Origin of the sequence: Pseudomonas sp. YNh (assembly GCF_037993085.1) — a bacterium.
In the GTDB taxonomy this organism is placed as follows: domain Bacteria; phylum Pseudomonadota; class Gammaproteobacteria; order Pseudomonadales; family Pseudomonadaceae; genus Aquipseudomonas; species Aquipseudomonas putida.
In genome coordinates, this window is sequence record NZ_JBBMRJ010000020.1 from 14,658 (window position 1) to 30,992 (window position 16,335).

General features: G+C 60.2%; 14 protein-coding genes and 2 tRNA genes. 2 read left to right on the top strand and 14 right to left on the bottom strand.

Annotated features, from left to right (window positions below; genetic code table 11):
• Positions 1-63 precede the first annotated feature (63 nt).
• Positions 64-3,000: a DUF748 domain-containing protein gene (locus WF331_RS19600; protein ID WP_340623225.1), complete on the top strand. Its 2,937-nt coding sequence runs from the start codon at positions 64-66 to the stop codon at positions 2,998-3,000.
• Positions 3,001-3,121: 121 nt separating this feature from the next.
• Here WF331_RS19600 and WF331_RS19605 read toward each other — a convergent pair whose 3' ends face one another.
• Positions 3,122-3,535: a VOC family protein gene (locus WF331_RS19605; RefSeq protein ID WP_010955354.1), complete on the bottom strand. Its 414-nt coding sequence runs from the start codon at positions 3,533-3,535 to the stop codon at positions 3,122-3,124.
• Positions 3,536-3,596: 61 nt separating this feature from the next.
• Here WF331_RS19605 and WF331_RS19610 point away from each other — a divergent pair, with 61 nt between their 5' ends.
• Entirely contained in the window at positions 3,597-3,899 is a 303-nt protein-coding gene (locus WF331_RS19610; protein ID WP_016501631.1) for a putative quinol monooxygenase, read from the top strand.
• A gap of 77 nt (positions 3,900-3,976) precedes the next feature.
• Here WF331_RS19610 and WF331_RS19615 read toward each other — a convergent pair whose 3' ends face one another.
• The 13 genes from WF331_RS19615 to glmM all read right to left on the bottom strand — a co-directional run bounded on the left by WF331_RS19615 (position 3,977) and on the right by glmM (position 16,333).
• A complete protein-coding gene (locus WF331_RS19615) occupies positions 3,977-4,327 on the bottom strand; it encodes a BON domain-containing protein (RefSeq protein WP_016501632.1) in 351 nt (116 codons plus the stop codon).
• A 262-nt stretch (positions 4,328-4,589) separates the two neighbouring features.
• Positions 4,590-6,695 (bottom strand): polyribonucleotide nucleotidyltransferase, encoded by a 2,106-nt coding sequence (gene pnp / locus WF331_RS19620; RefSeq protein ID WP_016501633.1) that lies wholly within the window; start codon positions 6,693-6,695, stop codon positions 4,590-4,592.
• Positions 6,696-6,944: 249 nt separating this feature from the next.
• Positions 6,945-7,214 carry a 30S ribosomal protein S15 gene (gene rpsO / locus WF331_RS19625; protein WP_012274241.1) on the bottom strand — a complete coding sequence of 90 codons (270 nt, stop codon included), beginning with the start codon at positions 7,212-7,214 and terminating at the stop codon, positions 6,945-6,947.
• A 147-nt stretch (positions 7,215-7,361) separates the two neighbouring features.
• The gene (gene truB, locus WF331_RS19630; protein ID WP_016501634.1) at positions 7,362-8,279 is read right to left on the bottom strand and encodes a tRNA pseudouridine(55) synthase TruB; all 918 of its coding nucleotides are present in this window, start codon (positions 8,277-8,279) and stop codon (positions 7,362-7,364) included.
• A gap of 3 nt (positions 8,280-8,282) precedes the next feature.
• Complete coding sequence (gene rbfA, locus WF331_RS19635; protein ID WP_016489165.1) at positions 8,283-8,681, bottom strand: 30S ribosome-binding factor RbfA; 399 nt, start codon at positions 8,679-8,681, stop codon at positions 8,283-8,285.
• Between the two features lie 116 nt (positions 8,682-8,797).
• Positions 8,798-11,326 carry a translation initiation factor IF-2 gene (gene infB / locus WF331_RS19640; protein WP_016501636.1) on the bottom strand — a complete coding sequence of 843 codons (2,529 nt, stop codon included), beginning with the start codon at positions 11,324-11,326 and terminating at the stop codon, positions 8,798-8,800.
• Positions 11,327-11,353: 27 nt separating this feature from the next.
• Entirely contained in the window at positions 11,354-12,835 is a 1,482-nt protein-coding gene (nusA, locus tag WF331_RS19645) for a transcription termination factor NusA (protein WP_016489167.1), read from the bottom strand.
• 59 nt (positions 12,836-12,894) lie between these two features.
• Complete coding sequence (gene rimP, locus WF331_RS19650; RefSeq protein WP_033702568.1) at positions 12,895-13,353, bottom strand: ribosome maturation factor RimP; 459 nt, start codon at positions 13,351-13,353, stop codon at positions 12,895-12,897.
• Between the two features lie 130 nt (positions 13,354-13,483).
• Positions 13,484-13,560 (bottom strand) — tRNA-Met (locus WF331_RS19655).
• Positions 13,561-13,661: 101 nt separating this feature from the next.
• Positions 13,662-13,747 (bottom strand) — tRNA-Leu (locus WF331_RS19660).
• Between the two features lie 21 nt (positions 13,748-13,768).
• Complete coding sequence (secG, locus tag WF331_RS19665) at positions 13,769-14,167, bottom strand: preprotein translocase subunit SecG (RefSeq protein WP_043202565.1); 399 nt, start codon at positions 14,165-14,167, stop codon at positions 13,769-13,771.
• Between the two features lie 4 nt (positions 14,168-14,171).
• A complete protein-coding gene (gene tpiA / locus WF331_RS19670; RefSeq protein ID WP_340623226.1) occupies positions 14,172-14,927 on the bottom strand; it encodes a triose-phosphate isomerase in 756 nt (251 codons plus the stop codon).
• 65 nt (positions 14,928-14,992) lie between these two features.
• On the bottom strand, positions 14,993-16,333 hold the full coding sequence (gene glmM / locus WF331_RS19675) for a phosphoglucosamine mutase (RefSeq protein ID WP_016501640.1): 1,341 nt from the start codon (positions 16,331-16,333) through the stop codon (positions 14,993-14,995).
• Positions 16,334-16,335 lie beyond the last annotated feature (2 nt).

Here is a 16,335-nt window from a genome sequence, read left to right on the forward strand (position 1 = left end):
CCTGCGGAACTGATTTAACGTGCCATACTCCAAGCACTCCTGCTTAGACAGACGAAGCGACACATGTACAAAGGATTGACTCGCGCCGCTGGCGCAATCGTGGCCCTCGTAGCCCTCTACAGCCTGCTCGGCTTTCTCGTCCTTCCCGGTGTCGCGCTGCGCATCGCCAACCAGCAGTTGGCCCAGTACGCGACCGTGCCGGCCCACCTCGAGCGGATCGAACTCAACCCCTTCAGCCTCGAAATGACGCTGTGGGGCCTGCAGATCGGCGAGACCGGCAAGGAGCAGGTCGGTTTCGAGCGGTTGTACGCCAACCTCTCGCTCGACAGCCTGTGGACCAAAGCCCTGCATCTGGAAGCCGTGGAACTCGAGAAGCCACGCAACGAGGTGCTGTTCGCCAAGGACGGTACCCTGAACCTGACCAGGTTGTTCAAGCTGCCTGCCAGTGAAGCGAAACCCGAAGAGCCGCCCAGCGACCCGTTCCCGCTACGTGTTGCCAGCATCAAGCTAATCGATGGCTACCTGCACTTCGAGGACCAGCGCCCCAGCGAGCCCATCGAGTTCCTCTACGACAACATGAACCTGGAGCTGAAAAACCTCAGCACCCTGCCCAACGACAATGCCGACATGACGCTGGTGGCCAACGGCCCCAACGGTGGCCGTGTCGACTGGAAAGGCACCTTGAGCCTGTCGCCGATCGCCTCCGAAGGCACCCTGAAAGTCACCGACGCCAAGATGAAGCTGTTCTGGCCCTACGTGCGCGATGCGGTGCCACTGGTGCTGGAAGACGGCGTGGTCAGCCTCGATACGCATTACAAGCTCAACCTCGCCAAACAGACCGAACTGCTGCTGGATAACGCCTCCCTGCGCATCGCGCCATTCGCCATCAAGGCACCGGACGGTCGCCCGTTGGCGCGCCTGGCCAGCCTGGAGGTGAGCGAAACCTCCGTAGACCTGGTCAAGCAACTTGTCAGCGTGGGCAAGATCCGCAGCGAAAAACTGGAAACCTGGGCGGCACTGGAAAAAGACGGCCAGCTCGACTGGCAGAAACTGTTCGCCAGCCAACCGGCCAAGGCCACGCCGAAGGAAAAGGCCGAGCCTGCCGCCGCCGAGCCTACGCCTGAAGAGAAAGCCGCCAAGGAGCCTGGCAAGCCGTGGCAAGTGCTGCTCAAGGACGTGCAATTGCGCAACTACCTGGTGCACCTGGCAGACCGCAGCCAGAAAGAGCCTGTCGCCTTGGACATCGGCCCGCTCAACGCCGACCTGCAAGGTTTCGACAGCCTCAACCAGTCGCCCTTCACGCTCAAGCTCGATACCGGCGTAGGCAAGCAAGGCAAGCTGCAGGCGGCTGGCCAGGTCAACCTGGCGCCGATATGGGCCAAGCTGGATGTGAGTACTCGCGACATCGACCTGCGCGTGGCCCAGGCCTACATCAGCCCGTTCATCCTGCTGGAGTTGCGCAGCGGCATGCTCGCCAGCGACCTCAAGGTCGACCTGAAGAACACCGCGCCGCTGGCGTTCAACGTGACCGGCAAGGCGCAGGTCAACCAGTTGCATACCCTGGATACCATCAAGAGCCGCGACTTCGTCAAATGGCAGCAGGTGAATGTCGACGGCTTGTCCTACGTGCACGGCGATGCACTGTCGATCGACAAGGTGACCCTGCTACAGCCCTATGCGCGTTTCATCATCAACGAAGACCGCACCACCAACGTCAATGACCTGCTGATCCCGCAATCGGCCGGCGCCCCGGCGAGCAGCCCGGCGAAACCGGCCTCGGCCAGCAGCGACAAGCCGCTGGGCATCCACATCGGCCAAGTCGACATCAAGGACGGTTCGGCCAACTTTGCCGACCTGTCGCTCACCCCCAATTTCGCCACCGCCGTCCAGCAGCTCAACGGCCAGATCGGCACCATCGACAACCGCAAGCCGCTGCCGGCCAAGGTCGATATCAAGGGCAAGGTCGACCGCTACGCACCGGTTACCATCAAGGGTGCCCTCAACCCGTTCAACCCGCTTGCCAGCCTGGACATCGCCACCAGCTTCAAGCGCGTCGAGCTGACCACGTTGACGCCCTACTCCGGCAAGTTTGCCGGTTTCCGCATCCGCAAGGGCCGGCTCAACCTCGACCTGCACTACCTGATTACCAACGGCCAACTCAAGGCCGAGAACAAGGTAGTGGTGGAGCAACTGCAACTGGGCGAGAAAGTCGACAGCCCGGACGCGGTCGACCTACCGATCCGCCTGGCAGTGGCCCTGCTGAAGGATACCGAGGGCAAGATCTCGATCGAGCTGCCGGTAACCGGCGACCTCAACAACCCACAATTCAGCGTGATGCCGATTGTCTGGCAAACCCTGCGCAACCTGGTGCTGCGCGCGGCACAGGCGCCGTTCAAGTTCATTGGCGGGTTGGTTACCGGCGGTGGCTCGGAAGACTTGGGTAACGTGGCCTTTGCCCCGGGCTCCAGCGAACTCACCGGCGATGCCCAGTCGTCACTGGACAAGCTGGCGTCGGCGCTGAAAGAGCGCCCGGAGCTGCGCCTGGAAATCGAAGGCACCAGCGCCCAGGCCAGCGACGGCCCGCTGATCGCCCAGCAGCGCCTGGAGCGTGAATACCAGGCCACCTGGTACAAGATCCTCCAGCGCCGCGGTGAAAAAGTGCCGGCCAATGCGTCGATGCTGGTAGTCGACGACAGCGACAAGCCAGCAATGCTGGAAGGCATCTACCGCACGCGCCTGAAACAGCAACCGCCTGCCGAATGGGAGCAACTGGGCCGCGACGAACGCACCACCAAGCTACGTGAGGCAGTGATCAAGTCGTGGGCAGAAAGCACCCCACTGCTGCGTACACTGGGCCAAGAGCGGGCCAGCAGTATCAAGGATTACCTGGTGGACAAGGGCAAGCTGGAAGATGACCGGGTGTATTTCATCGATACCAGCCTGGGCCAGCCCGAGAGCGATGGCCGGGTGGTGACGCCGATGCATCTGGATGCCGAGTAATCCCCTCTAGCATGCTTGACCTCTTCGCGGGCATGCCCGCTCCCACAGAGATCGCGCACTACCACAGACCTGCGCGATACCTGTGGGAGCGGGCGCGCCCGCGAAGAGGCCGGCACAGGCTTCAGACCAACCGCTGCCCCGACACCGCCGGGTGATACAGCGGCTGCACCTTGTTCCCCGCCGGGTCCAGCAGGTGGAAGCTGCGCGCCCCGTCACCATGGTTGAATGGCCTGTCCAGCAAGGTTACGCCATGGGCCTTGAAGTACTGGTACCAGGCTTCCAGTTCCTCCACGCTGTCCACAATGAACCCGTAGTGATCCAGGGTCTGCAAACCGTTGGCCGCCCCGGCTCCCCGCCCCAGCGAAAGGTTGTCGTTGCCGCAGGTGAGGTACACCAGGTCTTCGTTGGCGCGGTTCAGCACTTCCATGCCCAGCACATCGACGTAGAAGCGTTCGCACTCCTCCAGGTTGGGTACCAGCAGGGCAATATGGCGCAGGCCATTCAGGCGGCCGGGACGTGCAGGCAATTCAGACATTCGCGAGGCTCCGTTTTTTGTATACAATTCATAATCGAATTTAAAACAAAAGGAGCGACTTGTGTATAGCCTGTTCATCAAGACCCGTGTAAAGCCCGGTTGTGCGAAGGCGTTTCTGGCAGCGATCAAGGTCAATGCCGCCGCGTCGGTTGCCAGCGAGCCCGGCTGCCTGGTGTTCGATGTGTCGCAGGACCGGGTCGACCCGGAGCTGATCTATCTGTACGAAATCTACCGCGACGATGCCGCGTATGAAGCCCATACCCAGACCGCGCACTTTCGCGACAGCCGCCCACTGGTAGAACCGCTGATCCTGGAGCAGGAATGCTTCGAGAGCGATGTAATCGCCCGCAACCCGGTGTACTGAGCGCCAAAAGCAAAGCCCCGGCACAGGCCAGGGCTTCAGTAGAGGTGGCCAAATCCTTATGGCCGACGGGACATCCCTTATTCGGACTTCAGGCCATCAGCCGACACGGCCTTGACGCCTTTGATTTTCTTGGCGATGGCGACTGCCATCTCTTTCTGTGAATCGGTAACGGCAACATCGGACGACAGCGACACAACGCCTTTGTTGGTTTCAACCTTGATGTCGCTGCCTGGCACGCCTTTCTCGGTCATCAGGTCAGCTTTGACCTTGGTGGTGATCCAGGTATCAGAGGTAGCTTCCTTGGCTTGGGTCACCTCACCGGCCGCCAGCGTCATGGGGGCCTGGGTGGACTGTTGGGCAAATGCCGCGTTAGCCATGGTCAGGGTCAGAGCGGTAGCAGTAGCGGCAGCAATGGCGAACTTCTTCATGTGGGTCACTCCTGTTTTTTCGAAAGGTCTGCGCCTGTGTCCTGGCGGCAGGTATGAAGGTAGTTGCATGTGCCGTGCCAGCTTTGAGACTTCTATTTAACCCTTATAAATCAGATAGTTAGCACACAGCCATCAGTTGCGTGGTCGTGCATTTTGCAATCTGCGCGGTAAACCTGCATGCAAGATGCAAGTCCGCAAAAGGTTCCCGCCACCCATGAAAAAAGGGCCCCGAAGGGCCCTTTTTCTGTTGCGGTGCAGTCGCTTAGACGCCCGAGGCCTTCGCCGCGGCAACGTCTTTGATCGACAGCTTGATACGGCCGCGGTTGTCCACGTCCAGTACCAGCACTTCAACTTCCTGGCCTTCTTTCAGGATGTCGGTGACTTTCTCGACGCGAGCATCGCTCAGCATCGAAATGTGCACCAGGCCGTCCTTGCCAGGCAGGATGTTCACGAAGGCGCCGAAGTCGACGATACGCTCAACCTTACCCACGTAGATCTTGCCGATTTCGGCCTCGGCGGTGATGCCCAGGATGCGCTGCTTGGCAGCCTCTGCCGCTTCCTTGGTTTCGCCGAAGATCTTGATCGAGCCGTCGTCTTCGATATCGATCGAAGCCTTGGTCTCTTCACAGATGGCACGGATGGTGGCGCCGCCTTTACCGATGACGTCACGGATCTTGTCGGTGTCGATCTTCATCGCGATCATGGTCGGGGCGTTGGCCGACAGCTCGGTACGCGACTGACCAATGATCTGGTTCATCTGGCCGAGGATGTTCAGGCGCGCTTCCAGGGCTTGGCCCAGGGCGATTTCCATGATCTCTTCGGTGATGCCGTTGATCTTGATGTCCATCTGCAGCGCGGTAACACCTTTGGCGGTACCGGCTACCTTGAAGTCCATGTCGCCCAGGTGGTCTTCGTCACCCAGGATGTCGGTCAGAACGGCAAACTTCTCGCCTTCCTTGACCAGGCCCATGGCGATACCGGCAACCGGCGCCTTCATTGGCACACCGGCGTCCATCAGGGCCAGGGATGCACCGCAGACCGAAGCCATGGAGCTGGAACCGTTGGATTCGGTGATTTCCGAAACCACGCGGATGGTGTACGGGAACACGTCAGCAGCCGGCAGCATGGCCTGGACCGAGCGACGGGCCAGACGGCCGTGGCCGATTTCGCGACGGCCAGCACCGCCCATACGACCACACTCGCCCACCGAGAACGGCGGGAAGTTGTAGTGCAGCATGAAGGGGTCTTTCTTCTCGCCTTCGAGGGTGTCCAGCAGCTGGGCGTCACGGGCAGTACCCAGCGTCGCAACGACCAGAGCCTGGGTTTCGCCACGGGTAAACAGCGCCGAACCGTGGGTCTTCGGCAGAACACCTACTTCGATGTTCAGCGGACGAACGGTCTTGGTGTCGCGGCCGTCGATACGTGGCTTGCCGTTTACGATGTTTTCGCGAACGGTGCGGTATTCGATTTCGCCGAAGATTTCTTTGACTTCGGCAGCCGAAGGCTGGCCTTCTTCACCGGAGAACTTGGCGATGGCCTGATCACGCAGCTCACCCAGGCGGGCGTAGCGGTCAGCCTTGACGGTGATGGTGTAGCCCTGCGAAACGCCCTCGCCGAATTCGGCGCGGATGGCGTTGAACAGCTCGGTGTTGGCAACGGCTGGTTTCCAGTCCCAGGTAGGCTTGGCAGCTTCGGCGGCCAGCTCTTTGACAGCCTGGATAACGGCCTGGAATTCGTCGTGGGCGAACAGTACGGCACCCAGCATCTGGTCTTCGGTCAGCTCTTGGGCTTCCGATTCAACCATCAGTACCGCGTCGGAGGTACCGGCAACGACCATGTCCAGGCTCGAGGCAGCCAGTTGCTCGTAGGTCGGGTTCAGCAGGTAGCCGGTGCTTTCGTGGAAGGCAACGCGGGCGGCGCCGATCGGGCCTTCGAACGGAATACCCGAGATGGCCAGGGCAGCCGAGGTACCGATCATCGCAGCGATGTCCGGGTCGGTCTTCTTGCTGGTGGAAACCACGGTGCAGACGACCTGCACTTCGTTCATGAAGCCTTCCGGGAACAGCGGACGGATCGGACGGTCGATCAGGCGCGAGGTCAGGGTCTCTTTCTCGGAAGGACGGCCTTCACGCTTGAAGAAACCACCTGGGATCTTGCCGGCGGCGTAGGTCTTTTCCTGGTAGTGAACCGACAGCGGGAAGAAACCCTTGCCTGGATCAGCCTGTTTGGCGCCTACCACAGTCACCAGCACGGTGACGTCGTTGTCGACGGTAACCAGCACGGCGCCGGTTGCCTGACGGGCAATACGGCCCGTTTCGAGAGTAACGGTCGACTGACCGAACTGGAATGTCTTGATTACCGGGTTCACGGTTTCCTACCTTTTTCAGTGGCTCTGGGGGAACTGGTTTCTTGCGAATTTGTGGGCAGAACGGGGAATCGGCCCCATTGACCGTCCAGATACAACACGAGGCTGGGAGCCTGGCTGAAGAGCGGAAAACCGCTCCACTTCACCAGGCTGCCAACCTCGGAGATACGCATGGCGTGCCCATAGACAACGCTGCCAGGCAGCGCTGCCACTGCATGAGACACGCCATGCACACCACTGACCAGGCCGCTATTAGCGACGCAGGCCCAGGCGACCGATCAGGGCGCTGTAACGAGTGGTGTCTTTACCCTTCAGGTAGTCCAGCAGCTTACGACGCTGGTTTACCATACGGATCAGGCCACGACGCGAGTGGTGGTCTTTACCGTTGGCCTTGAAGTGGCCTTGCAGCTTGTTGATGTTCGCGGTCAGCAGAGCAACCTGAACTTCCGGGCTACCAGTGTCGCCAGCGGCTTGCTGGAAGTCGGTAACGATTTGAGCTTTTTCTTCAACGCTGAGGGCCATTTGGCTTCTCCTGATAACGGATCCCGCAAGCGGGGTCCAATAGGCCAGGGACAAATCCCTGTATTAATAAAAAAGGTGTGACCGTGCCTACTGACAGCCACCCTTGATTCCGTAGGGTTCGGCCAAAGCCTCACCCTGCGGTTTCGGTCATTCCGACCGAATCAGCCGACGCGGCGCAATACGCCCGTCTTCGCTCACTTCACCGATACCGATGAAGCGCGCATTGTGATCCTGTACCCGGACCATGCCAAATTGTGGCGCGTCCGGCGCGCGTACCGCCTGACCATGCAGCCAGTAGAACGCGCTGTGCTCGGACAGGCTCACCATGGGCCAGTCCTGCAGGCCGCTGTCCGAGGGCATCAGGAAGCGATCGAGCGCTTCGTTACCGCCTTCGGCATGGGCCTGTTCAAGCGCTTCGAGCGTGACCGTTTGTGCCAGCGCGAAGGGCCCGGCCTGGGTCCTGCGCAACTCGGCAACATAGGCACCGCAACCAAGGGCCTCGCCGATATCCTCCACCAGGGTGCGGATATAGGTGCCTTTGCTGCATCCTACGGTCAACCGTGCACGAGTGCCTTCGCACTCCAGCAACTCCAAGCGGTTAATAGTAACAGAACGCGCCTCGCGCTCCACTACCTCTCCTGCACGTGCCAGCTTGTACAACGGCTGGCCGTCACGCTTGAGCGCCGAGTACATCGGCGGTATCTGGCTGATCGGGCCACGAAAACGTGGCAGCACCGCTTCGATGTCGGCACGACCAACGGTCACTTCGCGGGTCTGCAGCACCTCACCTTCAGCATCACCGGTGTTGGTAGTCTGCCCCATCTGCATGACGGTTTCGTAGCCCTTGTCGGAATCGAGCAGGTACTGCGAAAACTTGGTCGCCTCGCCGAAGCACAGCGGCAGCACGCCGGTTGCCAACGGGTCGAGGCTACCGGTGTGACCGGCCTTTTCCGCGTTGAGCAGCCAGCGCACCTTTTGCAGGGCGGCGTTGGACGTGAAGCCCAGAGGCTTGTCGAGCAGGATGATGCCGCTGACATTGCGGCGGATACGTTTGACCTGGGCCACCGCTTACTCCTTGGTGTCCAGCTCGTCGGTATCCTTGTGCAGGCGGTCTTCGGCCACTGCACGCTCGATCAGCGCCGACAGGTGCACACCGCGGCTGACGCTTTCATCGAAGTGGAAGTGCAACTGCGGCACGCTGCGCAGCTGCATCGAGCGGCCCAGGTGCAGACGCAGGAAGCTGGCAGCACTGTTGAGTGCCTTCAACGACTGCTTCACGGCGTCTGGCGTTTCCTCGCCCATGACGGTGATGAACACCTTGGCATGGCCCAGGTCACGGCTGACGTCCACGGCGGTGATGGTGACCAGACCGACACGTGGATCCTTGACTTCGCGACGGATCAGCTCGGCCAGCTCGCGCTGCATCTGATCGCCGATACGTTGGGTACGGCTGTATTCTTTGGCCATTCTTGCTACCTGTAACTTAAAGCGGCAAACGCCCGGTCAGACGAATGCCTGACCGGGCGCTACCTGAAGAGGTGCCGCAAACCGCCCTGTAGCGGGCGTTTGCGGCTAGCTCGCCCTTAGAGGGTACGAGCCACCTGGACTTTCTCGAACACTTCGATCTTGTCACCGACCTTGACGTCGTTGTAGCTCTTGACGCCAATACCGCACTCCATGCCGTTACGCACTTCGGCGGCGTCGTCCTTGAAGCGACGCAGCGATTCCAGCTCGCCTTCGAAGATAACCACGTCTTCGCGCAGTACGCGGATCGGACGGTTACGGTACACGGTACCCTCGATGACCATACAGCCAGCGATGGCGCCGAACTTCGGCGAACGGAACACGTCACGTACTTCGGCGACACCCAGGATGTTCTCGCGAACATCGCTGCCGAGCATGCCGGTCAGGGCCTTCTTGACGTCTTCGATGATGTCGTAGATCACGTTGTAGTAACGCATATCCAGACCTTCCTGCTCGACGATCTTGCGCGCGCCGGCATCGGCACGCACGTTGAAGCCGAACAGTACTGCATTCGAAGCCAGCGCCAGGTTGGCGTCGCTCTCGGTGATACCACCGACGCCGCCACCGATCACACGGACCTGTACTTCGTCGTTGCCCAGAGCGCCGAGCGAACCGTTGAGCGCCTCGAGCGAACCGCGAACATCGGTCTTGAGAACGATGTTGAGGGTTTTCTTCTCGGCCTGGCCCATGTTCTCGAAGATGTTTTCCAGCTTGCCGGCGTGAGCACGGGCCAGCTTGACCTCGCGGTACTTGCCTTGACGGAACAGGGCAACTTCGCGGGCTTTCTTCTCGTCGGCCACTACCGACAGCTCGTCACCGGCTTCCGGCGTGCCATCCAGGCCGAGGATCTCGACCGGGATCGACGGGCCAGCTTCCTTCACAGGCTTGCCGTTCTCGTCGAGCATGGCGCGAACACGGCCATAGTTGGAGCCACACAGGACCATGTCGCCCTGACGCAGCGTACCGTCCTGGACCAGGATGGTAGCAACCGGACCACGGCCCTTGTCGAGGCGCGATTCAACCACGACACCACGGCCTGGGGCGGTCGGCGTAGCGGTCAGTTCGAGAACCTCGGCCTGCAGCAGGACGGCTTCGAGCAGTTCGTCGACACCGGTACCCATCTTCGCCGAAACCTTGACGAACGGCGTGTCACCACCCCATTCCTCGGAGGTCACGCCTTCGACGGACAGTTCGTTGCGGATGCGATCGAGGTCAGCGCCCGGCTTGTCGATCTTGTTCACCGCGACCACCAGCGGAACGCCAGCTGCCTTGGCATGCTGAACGGCCTCGCGGGTTTGCGGCATCACGCCGTCGTCCGCCGCCACCACCAGGATGACGATGTCGGTCGCCTTGGCACCACGTGCACGCATCTGAGTGAAAGCTGCGTGGCCCGGGGTGTCGAGGAAGGTGACCATGCCGCGGTCGGTTTCGACGTGGTAGGCACCGATGTGCTGGGTGATACCACCGGCTTCGCCAGCGGCAACCTTGGCACGACGGATGTAGTCGAGCAGCGAGGTCTTACCATGGTCAACGTGACCCATGACAGTTACCACCGGCGCACGCGACTCGGACTGGCCTTCGAATTTCAGCGATTCGGCCAGGGAGTCTTCCAGGGCGCTGTCGCTGACCAGAGTGACCTTGTGGCCCAGCTCTTCTGCGATCAGCTGAGCGGTTTCCTGGTCGAGTACCTGGTTGATGGTAACCGGGGTGCCCATCTTGAACATGAACTTGACAACTTCAGCGCCCTTGACGGACATCTGGTTGGCCAGTTCGGAGACCGTGATGGTCTCGCCGATGGTCACGTCACGGATGACGGGGCCGGTCGGGTTCTGGAAGCCATGCTGGTTACGCTTCTTCAGCTTGCCCTTGCCACCACGACCGCGACGAGCGCCATCGCTCTCTTCGTCGGTGGTACGCGGAGCGGCACGCGGAGTCGGCGCCTTTTCCTTTTCCTTGACCTTGACCTTGATCGACACACGAGGCGCCTCGCCACGACGACGATCGTCATCGCGAGTACGGCTTTCGTTGCGACGGGTCTCGTCCTTCTTGCGCTCGGCAGCACGGGCTGCAGCGTCTTCGGAGGCCGGGGCGTCGGCGACTACCGGAGCCGGGGCAGCGGCAGGTGCCGGCTCTGGCTTGGCGGCAGGCGCAGGAGCGGCTACAGCAGAGTCGGCTGCCTGACGGCGAGCCTGATCTTCGTTGCGCTGGCGGACTTCGGCATCAACCTTGTCACGAACGGCGTTTTCAGCCGCACGGCGCTCTTCCACTTCACGCTTCTGCTCAGCCTGGACTTCTTCCGGGCTGCGCTGCACGAATACTTTCTTCTTGCGTACTTCTACGCTAATGCTCTTGCTACCGGCGACACGCAGGGTGCTGGTGGTTTTGCGCTGCAAGGTAATCTTGCGCGGCTCTTCCGCCTTGCTCTTGTGGCTGCTTTTCAAATGAGTCAGCAGGGTCTGCTTCTCATTGTCGGTCACTACCTGACCGGCGTCGGTGTGCGGCAGACCTGCCTCACGCATCTGCTGCAGCAGGCGCTCTACCGGTGCCTCGACCTCTTGGGCCAGTTCTTTCACCGTGACTTGCGTCATGCACTTCTCTCCTCAGGCCGCGCCTAATTACTCGAACCAATGGGCTCGGGCGGCCATGATCAACTTGCCGGCACGCTCTTCGTCGATGCCGTCGATGTCGAGCAGATCGTCGATCGACTGCTCGGCCAGGTCTTCGCGGTTAACCACGCCGCGCACCGCCAGTTCAGCCGCCAGGTCCTTGTCCATACCCTCAAGAGAGAGCAGGTCTTCGGCCGGGTGGGCGTCTGCCAGTTTTTCTTCGGTAGCGATGGCCTTGGTCAACAAACGGTCCTTGGCTCGAGCGCGGAGCTCATTGACGATATCTTCGTCAAAGCCATCGATGTTGAGCATTTCTTCCAACGGTACGTAGGCAATTTCTTCGAGGCTGGTGAAGCCTTCGTCGACCAGCACTTGGGCCAGCTCCTCGTCGACTTCCAGTTCATCGATGAAATTGCGCAGGATGTCACCTGTTTCGGCCTGCTGCTTGGCCTGAATGTCCTTCTCGGTCATCACGTTCAGGGTCCAGCCGGTCAACTGACTGGCAAGACGAACGTTCTGACCGCCACGGCCAATGGCCTGGGCCAGGTTATCCTCGGCGACGGCGATGTCCATGGCATGGGCATCTTCATCAACGATGATCGCCGCGACTTCAGCCGGCGACATGGCGTTGATGACGAACTGCGCCGGGTTATCGTCCCAGAGGACGATATCCACACGCTCACCACCCAACTCCCCGGATACAGCTTGGACGCGCGAACCACGCATGCCGATACAGGCGCCTTGCGGGTCGATGCGCTTGTCCTTGGAGCGGACGGCGATCTTGGCTCGCGAACCCGGATCACGGGAGGCAGCCATGACTTCAATGAGGCCCTCGGCAATTTCCGGCACTTCAATGCGGAAAAGCTCGATCAGCATCTGTGGCGCGGTGCGCGACAGGATCAGCTGAGGACCACGGTTTTCAGTGCGAATTTCCTTGAGCAGTGCACGCAGGCGCACACCCACACGGAAGGTTTCGCGCGGAATAATATCTTCGCGGGCCAGCAAGGCCTCGGCGTTGTTACCCAGGTCAACGATGACGTTGTCGCGGGTAACCTTTTTAACGGTACCGGAAATGATCTCGCCTACCCGTTCGCGGTAAGCATCGACCACCTGGGCACGCTCGGCCTCACGGACCTTCTGTACGATGACCTGCTTGGCGGTCTGGGCGGCGATGCGACCGAACTCGATGGACTCGATCTTCTCCTCGATCACGTCACCAATCTTGGCTTCCGGATGAGTGTCCTTGATCTTGTCCAGCCAGGTTTCGATCGCCGGATCATCAAGATCGGCTTCATCGACCACGGTCCAGCGACGGAAGGTCTCGTAGCTACCGGTGTGACGATTGATTTCCACACGCAGATCGACTTCATCTTCAAAACGTTTTTTGGTCGCAGTGGCCAGAGCCACTTCCAGCGCTTCGAAAATGACGCCGGGCGGTACACCTTTTTCGTTGGATACCGATTCAACAACCAGCAGTACTTCTTTGCTCATCGTACGCCTCGCCTTGCGCAAGCCATTGGGCCCGGATAGTCCGCCGGGCCCGGCACGTCTCAGTCAAAACTGGGAATAATATTGGCCTTGTCGATCGAGTCGATCGGCAACAGGAACTCTTGATCGTCCACCTGGACCACCACATCCTGCTCCTCCACACCGCGGAGAAGGCCCTGGAAGTTACGACGACCCTCGAAGGGTGAGCGCAGCTTGATCTTCACTTGTTCGCCGGCATGCGAGGCAAACTGTTCAAGCGTGAACAGCGGGCGTTCCATGCCAGGAGAAGAAACCTCTAGGGTATATTCAGAGCTGATCGGATCTTCCACATCGAGAACGCTGCTGACCTGACGGCTGACTTCTGCGCAGTCGTCCACCAGAATCCCGCCTTCCTTGTCGATGTAGACACGTAGTACCGAATGCTTGCCTTGGGAGACGAATTCAATCCCCCAGCATTCGAAGCCCAGCCCCGTGACCACCGGGGCCAACAAGGCCTGCAACTGTTCTAGCTTGCTCGACACCTGAACCCCCTCGTGCATGCTGTGCAAATGAAAAATGGGCGAAGCGCCCATCCCTGAAAGCGCCGTTGGACAACGACGCCGAAAACTGTTCGGTTAGCAAAAAGCCCCTGAAAAGGGGCTCCGCTGAAGCTGGTTGCGGGGGCTGGATTTGAACCAACGACCTTCGGGTTATGAGCCCGACGAGCTACCAAGCTGCTCCACCCCGCGACAAAGCTGGGGCGAAAGTATAAGACCGAACCCCATTGAGGGTCAAATCCAAACCTTCACCTACAAGAAAGCCCGCTAAAGCGGGCTCTCAAGCTTCAATATGGTACCGAGAAGGGGACTCGAACCCCTACACCCTATGGGCACAACCACCTCAAGGTTGCGTGTCTACCAATTCCACCACCTCGGCAATACTACTACTTGAAACCCGTTACTTCTGCTCTTGAGCCGGAGGAGGTACATCACCGGTATTATTGGTGGTTTCGCTCTTCTGCTGTTGGAGCACCGGTACATCATCATTAACTGCCGGCTTCTGCTGCTCTTTCACTTCTAGCACTGCTGGATCTGGAAGACCTGCTTGGCTAAGCTGGTGAGCTTGTTGCTTCGCGAAGTATCCTAACCCAAGTGCTGTCAAAAAGAAAGTGGCAGCGAGTATAGCAGTGAATTTACTTAGGAACGTTGCAGAGCCCTGGCTCCCGAACACGGTATTTGAAGCACCCGCGCCGAAAGATGCACCTGCTTCGGCACCCTTACCCTGTTGCAACAGTACCAGCACTACAAGCGACAGCGCTGCCAACAGATGAAAAACAACGATGACTGTTTCCAGCATTTGTTCAGTTTCCTGCGGCGCGACAAATTGCACCGAATTCGTCTGCGTTCAGGGAAGCCCCACCAATGAGCCCCCCATCGATATCCGGCATGCCGAACAGTTCGGCCGCATTGGCCGCCTTCACGCTGCCGCCGTAGAGCAGCTGCACCTTCGCAGCTACTTCAGCATCTTCTGCCGCCAGCTGGCCGCGGATGGCGGCGTGCACATCCTGGGCCTGCTGTGGCGTGGCCGTCAGGCCGGTGCCGATGGCCCATACAGGCTCATAGGCAATTACTGCATTGGCAAAAGCCTTAACACCGAATGCTTCGATGATACTGCTTAGTTGACGCCCGACAACTTCAAGCGTTTTGCCTGCCTCGCGCTCTTCAAGGGTTTCCCCGATGCAAAGCACTGGCTTCAAACCTTTGGCCTGGGCCGCTGCAAACTTGCGATTGAGCACTTCGTCGGTTTCACCAATGATCTGGCGACGTTCCGAGTGCCCCACCAACACCAACTTGCAACCTGCTTCAACCAGCTGTTCCGGAGCAACTTCCCCGGTCAGCGCACCCTGTTCGGGTTGTACAGCAGAATTCTGTGCGCCGACAGTTATTTCTTTACCTGCCAGGCCATCAATCACCTGATTGATGAACAAAGCCGGTGGAAACACCGCGACTTCCACTCTGCTCGGCAAGGCGAGATTGCTCAAGCCTTCGGTCAGCTCAGCGACGCTAGCGCGGGTACCGTGCATCTTCCAGTTACCAGCTACCATAGGGCGACGCATGCTTTACCTCGTCGGTCAAAGTGGGCGCAGATCTTACCCAACCAGATCTGCGCTGGCAAGCGCCTTCAGACACAAACTTCGCCGACCAGTCTGGCCAACGCTTCAGCGTGCGTCCGCACCTGGCTTTCGTCTTCGCCCTCGACCATGACCCGCACCAACGGCTCGGTACCGGACTTGCGCAACAGAACACGGCCGCGACCAGCCAAGGCTTCGGTCACATTGGCACTGGCTTCCTTGACTGCCGGGTGCTCCAGCGGGTCGACCTTGCTCGCGCCGAAGCGCACGTTGATCAGCACCTGCGGGCACTTGCGCAGGGCCTGACGAGCCTGCGCCAGGGTTTCACCACGGCGCTTGAGCGCCATCAGCACCTGCAGCGCGGCAATGATCGCGTCACCGGTGGTGGTGTGGTTGCAGCACACGACGTGGCCGGAGTTTTCACCCCCGACCAGCCACTCGCGCTCCAGCAGTTCGGCCATGACGTAACGGTCGCCGACCTTGGCCCGCACGAACGGGATATCCAGGTCCTTCAGCGCAAGCTCCAGGCCCAGGTTGCTCATCAGGGTACCCACCACCCCGCCCTGCAGCTTGCCACGGTCGTGCAGGTCGCGGGCAATGATGAACAGCAGCTCGTCACCATCGACGATGGCGCCAGTGTGGTCGACCATCAACACGCGATCACCGTCACCGTCGAAGGCAATGCCGAGGTCGGCATGGCCAACCAGCACGGCGGCCTGCAGCGATTCGATGTGGGTCGAGCCGCAACCTTCGTTGATGTTCAGGCCGTCCGGCTGGGCATGCAGCACGGTCACGTCAGCACCCAGCTCGCGGAACACGCTTGGCGCGACCTTGTAGGTGGCACCGTGGGCACAGTCGACCACAAGCTTCAGGCCATCGAAACTGGTGCTGCTAGGCACGCTGCTCTTGCAGAATTCGATGTATCGGCCAGCAGCATCGTTGATGCGCGAGACCTTGCCCAGCTTGCCCGAGTCGACAACGGTCATCGGCTGGTCGAGCAACTCTTCGATCATCAGCTCGACTTCGTCCGGCAGCTTGGTGCCCTGGCCCGAGAAAAACTTGATGCCGTTGTCTTCGTGCGGGTTGTGCGAAGCACTGATGACAATGCCCGCCTGGGCATGGAAGGTGCGAGTCAGGTAGGCGATGGCCGGTGTAGGCATTGGCCCCAGCAGCATGACGTCGGCACCTGCTGCGGCCAGACCGGCTTCGAGTGCGGACTCGAACATGTAGCCGGAGATACGCGTGTCCTTGCCCACCAGCACGCGGCAATGGCCCTGCTTACGGAAGGCCATGCCGGCCGCCCAGCCAAGCTTCAGCATGAAGTCAGGCGTGATCGGGAATTCGCCGACGCGGCCACGAATGCCGTCGGTACCAAAGTATTTTCTGCTCATAG